This window comes from Methanobrevibacter wolinii SH (assembly GCF_000621965.1).
GTDB classification, from domain to species: domain Archaea; phylum Methanobacteriota; class Methanobacteria; order Methanobacteriales; family Methanobacteriaceae; genus Methanarmilla; species Methanarmilla wolinii.
Map to the genome: position 1 here is coordinate 95,950 of NZ_KK211378.1, position 16,755 is coordinate 112,704.

Annotated in this window: 22 protein-coding genes; all 22 read left to right on the forward strand. The window is 24.1% G+C overall.

Annotation, left to right across the window (positions count from 1 at the left end; all coding sequences use genetic code 11):
* Positions 1-134: 134 nt before the first annotated feature.
* On the forward strand, positions 135-1,130 hold the full coding sequence (locus T523_RS07865) for an SDR family NAD(P)-dependent oxidoreductase (protein WP_042708415.1): 996 nt from the start codon (positions 135-137) through the stop codon (positions 1,128-1,130).
* 104 nt (positions 1,131-1,234) lie between these two features.
* Positions 1,235-2,434: a glycosyltransferase gene (locus T523_RS07870; RefSeq protein WP_042708418.1), complete on the forward strand. Its 1,200-nt coding sequence runs from the start codon at positions 1,235-1,237 to the stop codon at positions 2,432-2,434.
* A 113-nt stretch (positions 2,435-2,547) separates the two neighbouring features.
* Entirely contained in the window at positions 2,548-2,811 is a 264-nt protein-coding gene (locus T523_RS07875) for a hypothetical protein (protein ID WP_042708419.1), read from the forward strand.
* 347 nt (positions 2,812-3,158) lie between these two features.
* A complete protein-coding gene (locus tag T523_RS07880; RefSeq protein WP_042708421.1) occupies positions 3,159-3,473 on the forward strand; it encodes a carboxymuconolactone decarboxylase family protein in 315 nt (104 codons plus the stop codon).
* Positions 3,474-3,913: 440 nt separating this feature from the next.
* Positions 3,914-4,465 carry a 50S ribosomal protein L15e gene (locus T523_RS07885; RefSeq protein WP_042708464.1) on the forward strand — a complete coding sequence of 184 codons (552 nt, stop codon included), beginning with the start codon at positions 3,914-3,916 and terminating at the stop codon, positions 4,463-4,465.
* A gap of 212 nt (positions 4,466-4,677) precedes the next feature.
* On the forward strand, positions 4,678-5,112 hold the full coding sequence (locus tag T523_RS07890) for an RNA-binding protein (protein WP_042708422.1): 435 nt from the start codon (positions 4,678-4,680) through the stop codon (positions 5,110-5,112).
* A 320-nt stretch (positions 5,113-5,432) separates the two neighbouring features.
* Positions 5,433-6,143 (forward strand): ribonuclease P protein component 3, encoded by a 711-nt coding sequence (rnp3, locus tag T523_RS07895; RefSeq protein ID WP_052334698.1) that lies wholly within the window; start codon positions 5,433-5,435, stop codon positions 6,141-6,143.
* Between the two features lie 116 nt (positions 6,144-6,259).
* The gene (locus tag T523_RS07900; RefSeq protein WP_042708423.1) at positions 6,260-6,625 is read left to right on the forward strand and encodes an Rpp14/Pop5 family protein; all 366 of its coding nucleotides are present in this window, start codon (positions 6,260-6,262) and stop codon (positions 6,623-6,625) included.
* A gap of 552 nt (positions 6,626-7,177) precedes the next feature.
* Entirely contained in the window at positions 7,178-7,969 is a 792-nt protein-coding gene (gene psmA, locus T523_RS07905; RefSeq protein WP_042708424.1) for an archaeal proteasome endopeptidase complex subunit alpha, read from the forward strand.
* Between the two features lie 34 nt (positions 7,970-8,003).
* Positions 8,004-8,705, forward strand: a complete 702-nt coding sequence (locus T523_RS07910; protein WP_042708425.1) for a ribosome assembly factor SBDS — start codon at positions 8,004-8,006, stop codon at positions 8,703-8,705.
* Between the two features lie 457 nt (positions 8,706-9,162).
* Positions 9,163-10,203, forward strand: coding sequence for an exosome complex RNA-binding protein Rrp4 (gene rrp4 / locus T523_RS07915; protein WP_042708426.1), 1,041 nt, complete (start codon positions 9,163-9,165; stop codon positions 10,201-10,203).
* A 56-nt stretch (positions 10,204-10,259) separates the two neighbouring features.
* Positions 10,260-10,976, forward strand: a complete 717-nt coding sequence (gene rrp41, locus T523_RS07920; RefSeq protein WP_042708427.1) for an exosome complex exonuclease Rrp41 — start codon at positions 10,260-10,262, stop codon at positions 10,974-10,976.
* 1 nt (position 10,977) lies between these two features.
* Positions 10,978-11,766 (forward strand): exosome complex protein Rrp42, encoded by a 789-nt coding sequence (rrp42, locus tag T523_RS07925; RefSeq protein ID WP_042708428.1) that lies wholly within the window; start codon positions 10,978-10,980, stop codon positions 11,764-11,766.
* A 460-nt stretch (positions 11,767-12,226) separates the two neighbouring features.
* On the forward strand, positions 12,227-12,493 hold the full coding sequence (rpl37A, locus tag T523_RS07930) for a 50S ribosomal protein L37Ae (protein ID WP_042708429.1): 267 nt from the start codon (positions 12,227-12,229) through the stop codon (positions 12,491-12,493).
* The gene (locus T523_RS07935; protein ID WP_042708430.1) at positions 12,494-12,625 is read left to right on the forward strand and encodes an Rpo12/RPC10 RNA polymerase subunit family protein; all 132 of its coding nucleotides are present in this window, start codon (positions 12,494-12,496) and stop codon (positions 12,623-12,625) included. It begins immediately after the preceding gene.
* A gap of 44 nt (positions 12,626-12,669) precedes the next feature.
* Positions 12,670-13,185, forward strand: coding sequence for a ribonucleotide-diphosphate reductase subunit beta (locus T523_RS07940; RefSeq protein ID WP_042708431.1), 516 nt, complete (start codon positions 12,670-12,672; stop codon positions 13,183-13,185).
* A gap of 51 nt (positions 13,186-13,236) precedes the next feature.
* The gene (locus T523_RS07945) at positions 13,237-13,509 is read left to right on the forward strand and encodes a KEOPS complex subunit Pcc1 (RefSeq protein WP_042708466.1); all 273 of its coding nucleotides are present in this window, start codon (positions 13,237-13,239) and stop codon (positions 13,507-13,509) included.
* Between the two features lie 35 nt (positions 13,510-13,544).
* Positions 13,545-13,895 carry a prefoldin subunit beta gene (locus tag T523_RS07950; RefSeq protein WP_042708432.1) on the forward strand — a complete coding sequence of 117 codons (351 nt, stop codon included), beginning with the start codon at positions 13,545-13,547 and terminating at the stop codon, positions 13,893-13,895.
* A gap of 156 nt (positions 13,896-14,051) precedes the next feature.
* Positions 14,052-14,336, forward strand: a complete 285-nt coding sequence (locus T523_RS07955) for a DUF3194 domain-containing protein (RefSeq protein ID WP_042708433.1) — start codon at positions 14,052-14,054, stop codon at positions 14,334-14,336.
* Between the two features lie 304 nt (positions 14,337-14,640).
* Positions 14,641-15,093 (forward strand): hypothetical protein, encoded by a 453-nt coding sequence (locus tag T523_RS07960; protein ID WP_042708434.1) that lies wholly within the window; start codon positions 14,641-14,643, stop codon positions 15,091-15,093.
* 49 nt (positions 15,094-15,142) lie between these two features.
* Positions 15,143-15,628 carry a hypothetical protein gene (locus T523_RS07965; protein WP_042708435.1) on the forward strand — a complete coding sequence of 162 codons (486 nt, stop codon included), beginning with the start codon at positions 15,143-15,145 and terminating at the stop codon, positions 15,626-15,628.
* 569 nt (positions 15,629-16,197) lie between these two features.
* A complete protein-coding gene (locus tag T523_RS07970) occupies positions 16,198-16,587 on the forward strand; it encodes a putative zinc-binding protein (RefSeq protein WP_042708436.1) in 390 nt (129 codons plus the stop codon).
* Positions 16,588-16,755 lie beyond the last annotated feature (168 nt).

A 16,755-nucleotide genomic window follows, 5' to 3' on the forward strand; every position in this document is an offset into this window, starting at 1 on the left:
ATAGAATTATTGAAATCTATTTTTAATATAAACTATAATATAGAAAGTTTATAATACTTGATTTAAATATATAATAATGTTAAATATTTTATTTTTATTTATAATTTATAATTATTTTTATGACGTGATTATTAATGAGAACATATAATGAATTTGATGGAAAAACAGTTTTAGTAACTGGTGGAGCAGGTTGTGTTGGTAGTAATTTAACTAAAAAACTTGCAAATTTAGGTGCAAGGGTTATTATTTTTGATAATATGTCTTCTGCTTATCATTGGAATATTCCTAAACATGAGAATATTGAGTTTGTAGAAGGGGATATTAGAAATGATGAAGATTTAAATAGGGTTTTTAAAGAACAACCTGATATTGTATATCATTTAGCTGCTCATTTTGCAAATCAAAATAGTGTAGATCAACCAGAAACTGATTTAATGGTTAATGGTATGGGTATTCTTAAAACTTTAGAACATGCACAACTTACTGGTGTAGATAGATTTATATTTTCTTCATCTGGTTGTGGAGTATATGGTCTTGAATCTAAAATGCCATTTAAAGAAGATGATATCTCTATTTCATTACATACTCCATATCAATTAACAAAACTTTTAGGAGAATTATATACTAATTACTTCCATAACTTATATGATTTACCTATTGTAAATGCAAGATTCTTTAATGTATTTGGTCCTGGTGAAGTTCCTGGAAAATACAGAAATGTAATTCCTAACTTCTTTTATTGGGCTATGAATGGTCAAGCATTACCTATTACTGGTGAAGGTACAGAAACACGTGATTGGACTTTTGTAGGTGATATATGTAATGGTCTTTTAGCTATGGGTATTGAAGAAGATGCTATTGGTGAAGCTATTAATCTTGGTTCTGGTAAAGATCATAGAGTTATTGATATGGCTAATCGTGTAAATGAATTATCTGGAAATGAAGCAGGTATTGAATTTAAAGAAAGAAGAAATTGGGATGCTAAAACTAAACTTTTATCTTCTATTGATAAAGCTAAAGATCTTTTAGGATACAAACCTACTGTTTCCTTTGATGATGGACTTGTTAAAGTTCATGATTGGTTTGTTGATAATTGGGATAATATTCAAGAATCTGCTGAATTTGACTAGTTAGTTTGATTCTTTCAAACTTCTATTTTTTTAATTTTATTTTATATAACTATTTTTTAGATTTAAAATCTTATTTTTTATTATAAACTGTTTTATTGATTGTTATGAAAATTTTAGTAGTACAAGAATCTGATTGGATTAAAAGGAATCCTCATCAACAACATCACCTTATGGATAGAATGTCTGTACGTGGTCATGAAATTAAAGTTATTGATTATCCTATTGATTGGCCTAAAGATTCTCCTGAAGGTAATAAATATGAAAGAGAAGTTATTGATAATGTTTATAAAGTAGATAAAAGAGCAAATATTCAAGTTATTAGACCTGGTTTTATTAAAAAACCTGTACTTAATTATATGTCTCTTTATAATTCTCATAAATCTGAAATTAAAAAACAGATTAAAGAATTTAAACCTGATGTTATTGTAGGATTAGGTTTACTTAATGCATATTCTGCATCTTGTTTATGTAAAAAAAATAATATACCTTTTGTATATTATTTAATTGATGTATTATATGCATTAATTCCTGAGAAAGTATTCCAATCCTTTGGTAAATATATAAATAAAAAAGCTATAAAAAATGCAGATAAAGTCATTACAATTAATGAAAAACTATCTGAACTTGCAATTAATCTTGGTGCAAATCCAGAAAATACAATTAAAATTGATGCTGGAATAGATCTTAAATCATATAATCCAAATCTTGATTCATCAAATATAAAAGCAGAGTATGGTATTAAAGATGATGATATTGTACTATTTTTTATGGGTTTTATTTATGATTTTGCTGGTATGAAAGAATTAGCTATTACTTTAGGTAAAAATAAAGATAAATATCCAAATTATAAAATCATCATTGTAGGTGATGGTGATGCTTATGATGATTTATTAAAGATTAAAGAAGAATATGATTTATCTAATCAGCTTATTTTAACTGGTCGTCAACCTTTTGAAAAGATTCCAGAATTTTTATCTTTAGCAGATTTCTGTCTACTTCCTGCATATATAGATGAAGAAATTATGCAAGATATTGTACCAATTAAAATATATGAATATCTTGCTATGGAAAAAGTAGTTATTGCAACAGAACTTCCTGGAATCTCAACAGAATTTGGATATAATCATGGTGTTGAATATGTTCATGAAGCAAGTGAAGTTTTAGATAAAGCACAATCTATTATTGATGAAGGTAAATATGAAAAACTATCTAAAATTGCACGTGAATATGTTAAAGATAATGATTGGGAAGTAATTACTGATAAATTTGAAAATACTTTAAATGATATTATTAAAAATCATTAATACTTAAAGTTTTAATTAAAATTTAAAAAAACTTAATTTTAATGAAATATTTAATTTTTAAATAAAAACTTTTATTAACTTTAAGTTATATAAAGATAATTGAGGTAATTTTAATGATATCATATAAAATAAATGCTAAAAATGTTAAAAAAAATACAACTGTTGATTTTGAATTAAAAAGAGACGGTCCTGAAGAAGATTTCTATTTTGAAGGAGAAAATAATGAAAAAATCAACCCTCAAGAAATTCCTGATACTAGTAGAAGAGAAATATGCAACAATCTTATGTTAGCTAACTCTCCAATTTTTGTTTTAAAACCAGGTAAATCTTGTGATTTTAAAACTATGACTTATGATGGTACTATTACTTGTGAATAAGTATAGTGTTATTCTTTATCATATGTAATTAATTGTATATTCAATTAATTACTTTTTTAGTACTTGTTTTATTATTTTGATTTCTTTGTTTTTATTGTTGTTTTTTTATTTTAATTTGTGTTGTGTTTGTTTTATTTTTTTATTTAAGTAGTTTGTTTGTTTTTTAGTGTTATTTTATTTTTTATTTAATTAATTAATTTACTAATTTTATCTATTTATTAAATTTTTTAAGTTTATTTCTTATTTAACTTAAAATTTAAATTATATAATTTTAGAAAATTTTATATTTTTAGAAATTATTAAATATTATTAAGAGTTTATACTCAAAAATTTATTAGTGGGATATTATGAAAGAACAAAAATTTTATAGTAAATCAATGTGTGATGTTAAAGAAGATTATCCAGAAATATATGATGTTATTGTAAAACTTAATGATGCAGTATATACTGGTAACCATCTTGATTATAAAACACAGAAATTAATTGCAATTGGTATTGCAGCTTCTAAAGCAGATACTCATGCAACAAAACAACAAATGAAAAGTGCAATGAATGAACTTGATATTACTAAAGATGAAATCATGGATGTTTTAAGAATTGTTCTTTTAACTTCTGGAATGCCTGCATTTATGCAAGCTGTAAACACTTTAAAAGCATTATAATTTACTTATAAATCTCATTAATTTGAGATTTATTTTATTTTACTTATTTTATAGTTGTAAATATAATAAACTTATAGATTAATATTCTATAAAAATTATTTATTATAATAGATTTATTTATTAATTAAATTTTATAGAAAATCTTTTAGATTAAATTTATATTTAGTTATAAACAAATTTTAAATAGAAATTTGTTTTTAGTATTTAATTATAATTTAATTATTTTCTATTTATTGAAAAATCTTAATTTTTTAGCTATTTAACATAAGGTTTATATGTATCTTTAACAAATATTTTATTATCGTTGTAAGATATACTATTTTTACTATGATTTTAATTTTTTTCTAATAATTATTAACTAGTTTTATAGTCTCAACGATTTGGGATATATTGTCCCGGGATGTGGCGTTAAGCTGAACAAAAAAAGGTGTTTATTTATGATGTATAAATATATTAGAGACGCATGGAAAAACCCAGATGAATCTTATGTAAGAGAACTCATGTGGGAAAGAGCTCCTAAATGGAGAAAACAACCAGTTATAACAAGAATTGAAAGGCCTACTAGATTAGACCGTGCACGATCCTTAGGTTACAAAGCTAAAAATGGATATGTTGTAGTAAGAACTAGAGTAAGACGTGGTTCAAGAAGAAAATCCCGTTTCACCTCTGGACGTAAACCATCTAAAATGGGAGTAAACAAAATTACAGCATCAAAATCTATTCAAAGGATTGCTGAAGAACGTGTATCTAAAAAATACCCTAACATGGAAGTATTAAACTCTTACTGGGTATGGGCTGATGGTAAATTCAAATACTTTGAAGTAATTTTAGTTGACCCACAATGTCCAAGTATTAAAAATGATCCTAAAATCAATTGGATTTGTGAAAACCAACACAAAGATAGAGCTGGTAGAGGTTTAACTAGTGCTGGTAAAAAAGGTCGTGGACTTTCCTTTAGAGGAAAAGGTTCAGAACAAGCAAGAAGAAGATAATTCTTCTTACTTTTTTTATTTTAATTTTAGTATAATTTTTAATAATTTATCTGGAATTTTTAATTGTATTTTATTTAGAATTTTTACATTTTTTTTATGAAATTTATTTAACTATAAATTTTAATAATTTAAAATTTCATAATATTTATTTGGATTTTATTGTTTATTCCAGATTTTGACTTAACTATTTTTAAAATTATTTGATGATTTATATGATTCACAATATTAAATATCGTATGTTTGTTTATGAAAATGAAGATGAACAAGAACTTAGAACTGCTTTAAATAACATTTTTCCTGATGTAATTCCTGAAGTAGAAGAAGCTGAAGGATTACTTGAAGATGAAATTATTATATTGTCTGGTGTTATTGATAAAAAAAGGTATCTTAAAGATTTTTTAAATAATTTATTTGAAGAATTAGGTACTGATGAAATAATTAAATTATACGATGATATTGATAAGAAAATGGATGATCAATGTAATTTATTTTTAAGATTATCAAAAGAAGATGCAATTGATGAAGATTGGCATATTATTGATAATGGAGATAGTATTCATTTAAAAATTAAAGTTGAAGCATATCCTGCTAAAAAAGAGATTGCCGTTAAAAATATGAAAGAATTTATTAAAGAAAAATTACAATAATTTATTCTTTTAATTTATAGTATTTTTATTTTAATTATTTTAATTTACAGTATTTTAATTTATAGTATTTTTATTTATAGTATTTTTATTTTAACTAATTCAATTTATATTATTTTACATTATTTTTATTTTAATTATTTTAATTTATATTTTAGCTATTTTCAAGTTTTATATTTACTATAAACAGTTTTAAATTAAGAATTTTTTTATTTTTAGTATTTTTAGTATTTATTTGTATTAATAATTTTCAAGTTTTAAAATTAAAATTTAATTATAATAAAATATAAAATATTAAATATTTAATTAAAGGATTTTTTATAATGATATTTTATGATTTAAATTTAAAAGGTTCTAATTTTGATAATGATTCTAAAATTATTAAAGAAGCATATAATTATGGATGGAATCATCTTAATATAATGTATTCTACTGATAATTATGAAGATTCTCTTAGTTATAGAGAAAATCTTAATGATATAACTTCATCTTTTGATGAATTTGATATTACTTATGGTTTAGAGCTTAAAGTAAAAAATCAGAATGAACTTAGAAAATCTGTTCAAAAGTATAGAAATAAAGTAGATTATTTATCTGTTTTTGGTGGAAAAAATGATATTAATAGAGCAGCATTAGAAAATTATAAAGTAGATGTTTTATCAAGACCATATTATAAACATGGAGAATGTGGTATTAATCACGTTCTTGCAAAAGAATCATTAAAAAATAATGTTGCTATTGAATTATGTTTTAAAGATATTTTAACCAATTTTTTATCATATAGGGCTAAAGTTTTATCAAACTTTAGAGATATTATTAATTTATATAGAAAATTTAAATTTCCTTTAATTGTAACTAGTGGTTGTGAAAGTATATTTGATTCTAGAACACCTTATGATATAATGAGTTTCTTTAAGGTTCTTGGATTAAATGATGATGAACTTAAAGATGTTTTCTATAATTATCCAAAGCAGATTATTGATTTTTCAAAAGATAAAAATATTATTTATCAAGGTGTTCGCTTGATTGATTAATTCTTTATCTTTTTTTATTGCTTAATTAATTTAGTTTATTAGGTTTTTTTAGTTTTTAATAATTTACTTTATTATTTATTTAGTTTATAGTAAAAAATAGTGTATAGTTGATTTATATGAAAATGAAGGTTTTACCACCAACACTTAGGAAAAATAATAGATATTTAGTTTTAGATATTAAAACAAAAGTTCATTTTTCAAAGGATGATTTTATTTTAGCTATTTGGGATTCTTGTCTTCGTCTTTTTGGTGAAATGGAAACAAGTAATTTTAATCTTTGGTTAATGAGAGTTTATAATATTGAAGATAGTAATGATTATATTCATACAAAAGCAGTATTAAGATGTCAAAGAGGATTTGAAGATGAAGTAAGATCTGGTATTTCTTCTTTAACAAAATTTAATGGTAAAGATATTGCAATAACTACAATTGCACTATCTGGAACAGTTCAATCTGCAGTATCTAAATATATTCAAAATTAATTTTGTTAATTTTTTATTATGTTTTTTTTTAGTTTTGTATTTTTTTTGGCTTATTTTTTAGTTTGTATTTTATGTTTTTTTTTAGTTTTGTATTTTTTTTGGCTTATTTTTTAGTTTGTATTTTATGTTTTTTTTTAGTTTTGGCTTATTTTTTAGTTTGTATTTTATGTTTTTTTTTAGTTTTGTATTTTTTTGGCTTATTTTTTAGTTTGTATTTTATGTTTTTTTTTTTAGTTTTGTATTTTTTTGGCTTATTTTTTAGTTTGTATTTTATGTTTTTTTTTTAGTTTTGTATTTTTTTGTCTTGATTTTTAGTTTTGTATTTTTTGTTTTATTTTTAAGTAATAGTATTTATGTTTATTTTTAAGTTAATTTTGGAAAACTTTATTTAAGTTAAATAATATATCTTTATAAGGACATTAGGAAATTTATATTATGTAATCAAATCATGGAGATTTGATTTTTGTTTTTTGAAAAATGGTTAATTATATTAATTTGTATTAACTATAAAAATAAATTATATTAATTGTATAATTAAACGAGGTAAGAAATATGCAACCTTTACAAAACGCTGGTTATGATAGGGCAATTACTGTATTTAGCCCAGATGGAAGACTTTTCCAAGTAGAATATGCAAGAGAAGCTGTAAAAAGAGGAACTACTTCTTTAGGTATTAAATCAAAAGATGGTATTGTTCTTGTTGTAGATAAAAGATCTACTAGTAGATTAGTAGAACCTAAATCTATTGAAAAAATATTCCAAATTGATAATCATATTGGTGCTGCTTCATCAGGTCTTGTTGCTGATGCAAGAGTTTTAATTGATAGAGCAAGAGTAGAATCTCAAATTAATAAAATTACTTATAATGAACCAATTCGTGTAGAATCATTAGTTAAAAAAATATGTGATATGAAACAAATGTATACTCAAAATGGTGGAGTAAGACCATTTGGTTCTGCACTTATTATTGGTGGAATTAATAAAGGTCAATGCAGATTATTCGAAACAGATCCTAGTGGTGCATTAATTGAGTACAAAGCTACTGCAATTGGTGCAGGTAGAAATGAAGCTATGGATGTATTTGAAGAAAAATATCAAGAGGATATGTCTTTAGATGAAGCAATTGATCTTGCTTTAGATGCAGTATATGAAGCTACTGAAGGTAAAGTTACTGATAAAACTGTTGAAATTGCTGTCATTGATAAAGATACTGAACAATACAGAAAACTTAGTGATGATGAAGTATCTAAATATGTTGATGAACTTTTAGAACGTAACAAACCTGAAGAAGAGGAAGAAGATTCTGAAGAAGAATCTGATGAATCTGAAGATTCTGAAGAATAAGTTTTTTTTTAAAAATTTAATCTAGGTGTCAATAATGGTAAATGTTGATGATGCAATTATTGCTAAATTAGAGTCATATGGAGAACATTTCGAAATTTTAGTTGACCCAGATTTAGCTGCAGACTTTAGAAATCCTGATGCTGAGGATGTACCTATTGAAAAAATTTTAGCTGTTGAAGAAATATTTAAAGATTCTAAAAAAGGTGATTTAGCATCAGAAGAGGCTATGGAAAAGATTTTTGGTACTACTGAACCATTAGATGTAGCAAAACAAATTCTTGAAAAGGGTCATGTTCAACTTACTGCAAAACAAAAAAGAGAAATGCAGGAAGAAAAACGTAAATTAATTATTAATAAGATTTCAAGAGAATCTATTAATCCTCAAACTGGTTATCCTCATCCTCCACAAAGAATAGAAAATGCTATGGATGAAGCTAAAGTTAAAGTTGATCCTTTTGTTTCTGTAGATCAACAGGTTAAAGTTGCACTTAAAGCTATTAGACCTCTTATACCAATTAGATTTGAAAGAGTTAAAATGGCTGTTAGGTTACCTGGAGATGTTGCAGGTCATGCTTACTCTGCAATTAGAAGTTTTGGTACAATTGATCAAGAAGAATGGCAACAAGATGGTTCTTGGATAGGTGTTGTTGATATACCTGGTGGTCTTCAAGATAAATTTTCTGGAAAAATGGCTGAGATATCAAATGGTAATGCAGAAACTAAATTAATTAAATAATTTTATAAATTATTTTTTTAATTTATTTTCTTGACTTTAAATTTAAAGTCTTAAATTTTATATTTTAAATATCTTTTAATAAAATAAGGATATTTATTATTTTAATTAAATAAAATTAGTTTACTTGAATGTTTAAGTATTTTTAGTAGATAAAAATACATGGTAAGAATTGAAATTTTAATATTATAAAAAATAGTATTGTAAAAAGTTTTAATTTAAAAATTTATATTTATTTAATTTATTTAAAATTATTTTAAATTCCTTTTTTCACATTTATTATAACCTGATGGTTATTTTTTTACTTATTATGTTTATATTTAAACAATATTTTAATTGTTGATATTGATTGAGTATTAAGGTTTTAATTACTTTATTTGATTGATTTGATTGTTGGTTGATGTGTTAGATTTTTAATTACTTGTATTTAATCAATATTTATTTATACGGTGTGTATAAAATGATTTATGTAGAGAATAAAGATTTAGTTATTCCTGGAGAAGTTTTAGCAGAAGATGACTTTTATTCAGGAAGAGGAACTTTCAGAGAAGATGGTAAAATTTGTTCTTCTTTAATGGGTTTAGTTTCTTTAAGGAATAGGAAAGTTAGTGTTATTCCTTTAAAAAGTAAATATGTTCCAAAAAGAGGGGATGTTGTAATTGGTAAAATTACTGATGTTAAATTTTCTATGTGGAATGTAGATATTAATTCTCCTTATTCTGGTATTTTACCTGCATCTGAAGTTTTTGGAAGAGATAAAAAAAATTTAAATAGAGTTTTCAATGTTGGAGACGTTCTTTTTTTAAGAGTTATTGATGTAGATGAAGTTAAAAAAGCTAAATTAGGACTTAAAGGTCGTGGAATGGGTAAATTTAAAGGAGGTATAATTGTAAGTATTGCTCCAACTAAAGTACCTCGTTTAATTGGTAAAAAAGGTTCCATGATTAATATGATTAAAGATAAAACTGGATGTAAAATCGTTGTTGGTCAAAATGGTCTTGTTTGGGTTAAAGGAGAAAAAGACATGGAGCAAATAACTAAAAATGTTATTAAAATGATTGAAAGAGAAGCTCATACATCTGGTTTAACTAATAGAATCCGTGATAAATTATATCTAGATATTGATGGTGAAATTCCTGAAGGTTTAGATGATGGAGAATATAATTTTGAATCTGATGATGTTTCATCTTCTAAAGATTTAAATATTGATTCAAGTAATCATAGAAGAAATTCATTTAGAAATAATAATAGACATAAAAGATTTAATAATAAACGTTTTAATAAGAAAAATTCTTATAATAAGAAATATGAATTAGAAAAACCTAGACTTCAAAACTTCAAAGAAGAACTTGAACAAGAAGAATTAGAAGCTAAAATGAATGAAAATAAGAAAAGAAATAATGATTTTATTGATAATTTGGAGAGTATTGAAAAAAGTAAATCTAAAAAAAATTTCAATAGAAAAAAATGTGGTTTTTCTATATTAAAGAATGATTTTTAATTGTTGTATTCATTTTAGAATTATGTTTAAAGATGTGTTTTAATTTTGTGAAATAGGTGATTTTTATTAGTGAAGATAAAAAATTAAGGGCTGATGGTAGAGCATATAATGAACTTCGTCCTATTAAAATTGAAGTTGGAGTGTTAGAGAGAGCTGATGGTTCTGCATATGTTGAAGTTGGTGGAAATAAAATTTTAGCATCAGTTTATGGTCCAAAAGAAACTTATATGAAAAGATTTTTACGTCCAGATTCTGGTGTAATTAAAGTAAGATATAATATGGCACCATTTTCTGTAGATAGTAGAAAAAGACCAGGACCTGATAGAAGATCTAATGAAATTTCAAAAATTACTGCAGATGCATTACGTCCTGCATTATTACTTGAAAGTTTCCCAAGATCTATGGTAGAAGTTTATATTGAAGTTATTGCAGCAGAAGGTGGAACTCGTTGTGCAGGTGTAACTGCAGCAGCTGTTGCACTTGCAGATGCTGGTGTCCCAATGAAAGATATTGTTGCTGGTTGTGCAGCAGGTAAAATGGATGATCAAATTGTACTTGATTTATCTGAAGTAGAAGATAAAGAAGGTCAAGCTGATGTTCCTGTTGTAATTATGCCTAGAACTGGAGAAATTACTTTATTACAAACTGATGGTAATTTAACTGATGAAGAATTTGAAGAAGCAATTAATTTAGCAATTGAAGGTTGTATGGAAGTTAGTAAAGTTCAGAAAGAAGCTCTTAAAAACCATTATGTTAAAAATTTAGAGGGATAATATGTATGTAACACCAGAAATTACAAAGGATAATATTGTAAGTCTTATTAATGATGATAAAAGGGAAGATGGAAGAGCTCTTGATGAATATAGAGATATTGAAATAGAAACTGATATTATACCTAAGGCTGAAGGTTCCGCAATTTGTAAATTAGGTAGAACTAAAGTTATTGCAGGTATTAAACCTAGTTTAGGTGAACCTTTCCCTGATACTCCAAATTTAGGAGTATTAATGACTAACTGTGAGTTACTTCCTATGGCTGATCCTGAATTTGAACCAGGTCCACCTTCATCTGATTCTATTGAACTTGCACGTGTTGTTGATCGTGGAATTCGTGAAAGTGAAATGGTTAAATTAGATGAATTATGTGTTGAAGAAGGAAAACATGTTTGGATTCTTTTTATTGATATTCATGTTATTGATAATTGTGGAAATCTTTTTGATTGTGCTAACCTTGCTGTTAATGCAGCACTTAAAACATGTAAATTACCTAAAGCAACAATTGTTGATGATGAAGTTGTTTTAGATGAAGAGAATACTGTTTCTGTTCCTTTAAATCATAATGTAGCTTTATCTACCTTTGTAAAAATTGGAGATAAAATGCTTATTGATCCTTCACTTGATGAAGAAAAAGTTTTATCTGCAAGATTATCTGTTGGTATTACTGAATCAGGTAGTATTTGTTCAATGCAAAAAGGTGGAGATAAACCATTAACAAAAGAAGAAATATTTTCTTCTGTAAAAATTGCTTTAAATAAAAATAAAGAGATTTTATCAAATTTAAATTAGATTTTACTAAGAATATATTTATTTAATTTAATATTTTTATTGTTAAATTTAATTTATATATGATTTTTACTATTAAGATTAAATAATTATTTAAATATTCTATTAATTTTTCTTAATCTATACTTAAAATCTTATTATTTTATTTTTAATAGAATATTATCAATGAAATGTTTTAATAATAATTTTATTTCTTATTTTCTAGTAAAAATCTATTAAAAAACATTAACTTTAAATATTATTAAATTATAAATTAATTATAATAGATAAATTTATGTTATATTTATTTTATATTACAATATTCCTGAATTTTGTCTAAGGATATTTTTTTTATTAAGATTTATATTTTTATTAAGAAAATTATGGGAGTCTTAATTTAAGTATTTAATTTTAATAGTTTTTTACTTAAATTCCATTTATTAATGGATATTTTTTATATTAATTATTTATTGGAGAGAATATAATGGCTAGAACAAAAAAAGTAGGTATCACTGGAAAATATGGTGCAAGGTATGGAAGAAAAGCTAAAAGGTCAGTTAAAGTTATTGAAGAAAACATGAAAAAAAATCATGTTTGCCCACAATGTGACAGACCTGGAGTAAAAAGAATAGCTGCAGGAATCTGGAAATGTAAAAAATGTGGTGCAGTCTTTACTGGTGGAGCTTACACTCCTGAAACCCCAATGGTTAAATCTGCAAAACGTAGTGTTAGTGAAAAAGGGGGAAACTAATTGTATAAATGTCCTAACTGTGGCTATGTAATGGATCATAAAAGTTATGAAGAAAATAAATGTCCAAAATGTAGATACAGAATTTTATTTAAACAAACTCCTGCTGTAAAAAGAACAATTAAAGCAAGATAATTATAAATTATCTACTATTTTTTTTATTTATATAATGTGATAATATGCTTATTTCTACATCTAGAAAACCTGCTCAAAATACCCGTAAATTCTGTAAGAATTTAATGCATGCTACTGGTTCAGAGTATGTTAATAGGGGTAAAAGCAGTATTAGGGATATTCTTTTAAAATCTGCAGTTTTAGGTCATAATTCAACTGCATTTGTTTATGAAATTAAAGGAAATCCAAGTAAAATTACATTTTTTTCTAGAGCAGAAAAAGTTTTATCTATTCTTGTAACAGTAAATACACAAAATACTCGTCTTCATATTAATCCTAAAAATCTTAAGGTTAAATGTGATGTTAAAGAGTTAGAAATTATTGCTGATTTACTTGATGCTGAATTAGATGATAATCCAACAGAAAATTATCTTTATATTCATAGATATACTGATGAAGATGAAGCAGAATATGAAGAAAAAAATTATGTAGATCAAAAAATTGCTGTTATTAATTTTTATAATAAACTTGGAGAAAAAATAGATTTTAAAATTGCGGTTAGGAAGATTTTAGACAATTAATCATTTTTAATTTTATTAATAATTTAAAGTTATTTATTATTGGCTGATTTTATGGAGGATATAAATACAGTTGTAGATTCTATAAATCATAATATTGAGATTAGTTTTGATAGTAGTAAACAAGCTCAAATAATTTATGATGCTGTTTTATTAGAATTTGAAACATCTCCAGATTATAGATCTAGTATGGATATTGAGTTAGATGGAAAATCTATTTTAATTCATATAAATGCTAATGATGCAACAAGTTATAGAGCTTCTATAAACTCTGCAATTAAATGGATTAAATTATCTTTGGAAATTAATAATTTAACTTTAAGTTAATTCTAGAGATATAATAATTAATATTAGGTGATAATATGGATATTCCACAAAATGTACAAGAACAATTAAATCAATTCCAAAATTTACAACAACAAGCTCAAGCTGTAGCTCTTCAAAAACAAAATCTCGATATTCAAGTTAATGAAGCTGAAAGAGCACTTGCAGAACTTGAAAAAACAGATTCAGATACCGAAGTATTTAAATCAGCAGGTAGTTTACTTATTAAAGCAGATCGTGATGAAGTTTATGAAGAAACTAAAGAAAATTTAGAAACTCTTAAAATTAGACAAAAAACTATGGATCGTCAAGAAGAAAGAGTTATGAAAAAACTTCAAGAAATGCAAACTTCTATTCAAAGTGCTATGAAAGGTTTAGGAGTTAACTAATTATATTAATTTTTTATAATTATTTTAAATACTTTTTATTTATATTTATTAAATTAAATTAAGTTTAGATATTTTAATTTTTAATATTTTTAATATTATAAATTAATTTTTATAATTTATTTTTTATTTTTTAAAAACTATGTTGATGATGAATAAATGTCAAAACTAAAAAAATTGTCACAAAGTGATTTAGAAGCAATAACTGAGTTTTTAACAACTACTGCTGAAAATAAATTATCTAAATATGTTACCTCTAAAGAAGTAATAGATCAATGTGTTTTAACTGATATTAGTTATGAAAATGAAGAACTTAATGTTGATTTAGATATTGATGTTGCAGTAGATGCATTATCTAATTTATCTCAAGATAATGTTCAAGAAGTTATTGATGATTCTTATAAAATATTAGATGAATATATTGATGAAAATTTTAGAGAATAATTTCTTATAAATTTTCTTAGTATATTTTTTATTATTAAAATCCTATTTTTATTATTAAATTTCTGTTTTTTCTTGTTTTTAGGTATTTATTGTTTTTTATTGGATTTACTTTCTATTATCTTATATTTATTAAATTTCTGTTTTTTTATTAATTTTGGTTTTTATTGTTTTTTATTATTAAATTTCTGTTTTTTCTTGTTTTTAGGTATTTATTGTTTTTTATTGGATTTACTTTCTATTATCAAAGATATATACTATAAGTAACATAATATAACATAATTAAATTAGGAGGGGGTGTATCATCATGGTGTATAAATTTTCTATTGAGGATACTGAATTTATCAAGGATTTACCTGAGGATTTATTTAATGAGTTATTAAATTATAATGGTGCAATACCTGATGACCTTTATGCTATTTTGAATAAATTTAATCCTGAATGGGGAAAATTAAGATCCGATAGGGAAGATAGTAATTGGACTTTGCTTTCAAGAGTTTATATGCGTCGTGCAAAATATGAAAAATTATTCGAGGAAATAGGAATAGATGCACAATTCCAGAATGTAGTTGATTTTATTATACAATATCCTCAATATAAATGTCTTATAAAATATGTAGATTATGAATTAAATAATGATCCTTATGATCTTGAAAGTACCATAATAGTACCTTTGGATGATTTTTTGGATTTGATTGAGGATCAAGATGTTACTAAAGATGATAAAGTAAGGGAGAAGTATAATATTCCTAAAGATTAAAAAAAGATTGGGGAATATAAGGTGATATATTTTTTTTGGGTGATTGTTTTTGTGTGATTGTGAGGATGGGTTATTATTGGATTTAATGTTGCATGTGTATGATGAGGAGGTTGATCGTAACTGGTTGATTGATGAGAAGAATAGTCAGATGATTTTGTTGACTGGTGCAATGTTAACTTTGCAGGCTACATTATTTAGTAATCTTATTCATCCTTATTCTGATTGGGTATTAAAGGTTTTATTTTTTATTTCAATTGTGTGTTATGTTTGTTCTTTGATTATTTTTATTAAGTCATATATGTTTTCAAATTCTTTTTTGCAGGGACCTTCAGCAAAATATTTGAGGGGTTTATATGATGATGGGAAGTCAGGGGATTATATTTTTTGTAAGCTTTTAAGTTTGATGCCTGAGACGATTTATCATAATAAACGGATTATTAAGGGTAAAACAAAGGATAGTAAGTATGGTTTTGTGCTTCTTATTATTGGTGCTTTGTTTGCTTTGTTTTTTATATTGGTTTTATTATTTTTGTAGTATTTTTTATTTATTGTTTTTTATTGGATTTACTTTCTATTATCTTATATTTATTAAATTTCTGTTTTTTTATTGGATTTTGGTTTTTATTGTTTTTTATTTATTAAATTGTATTTTTTCATTGTATTATCTGTTTATGTCTTTTTTACAATTTTATTTTTGATTTTATATTTAAATTTTTCATGGTTTTTAATTTTTATTTGACTTAAACTTAAACTCTAATTTATATTTTTCAAGTAAAATTAAAAAAATTTAAAGTAAAGTTTATATATTATTAATATAAATATTATAAGTGAGGGTTCATACCTTAGTTTTTTAATCACTTAAAGGGTAGTTTTTAGGGTTAATTATCCTTTTTCATTCTTAACTTTTTTTAGTTTATATATTTTTAAATTTTAGCTTGTATTTTTTTAAAGTATTGCTTAATGTTTTTATTTTTTATTTAGGTTTTGAATATTTATTTTTTCTATTTTAAACTTATTTTATAATAAAATTTATAAACTTATAAGTAGTATAAATTTTATAAATTATATTGATTCTAATTTAATTAAATTTTTTAGGTAGATAAAATGGAAGAAGATAGGAAAATAGCAATTGCAGGATGTACTGGAATGAGTCCAAATGGTTTAGTTGCACGTGCTGCAGTATCAGATATGGCTGTTGATTTTGATGAAGTTATTTCAATTTGTATGGGTTCAGTTGCTGCAGATAATGAACAATTTCTTAAATTTTTAGATGATTTTGATGTTATTGCAATTAATGGTTGTGAAAGTCAATGTGTAAATAAAATTTTAGAAGAAAAAGGTGCTAATGTAATTAAATCAATTGATATTGATGATGTTTTAGAAGGTAGTGGTTATCATCCTAATGATGTTGCAAGACTTGATGAAGAAGGAGAAAAATGTGTAAGTCTTGTTAAGGATGCAATAAAAGATGCTCTTCTTGAATCTAAAAATTAATTAATACTTTTTTTAATTATTATTTTTCTAAGTTTATTATTGTTTTAATAATTTTAAATCTAATTTTCTAAAGTTTTTATCTTTCTATTTTAAAATGATTTTTTTATTTATTCTTTAAAAATTAATTTAGGTTTTATTAATTTTTTTTATTTAAATTTTTATTCTTAT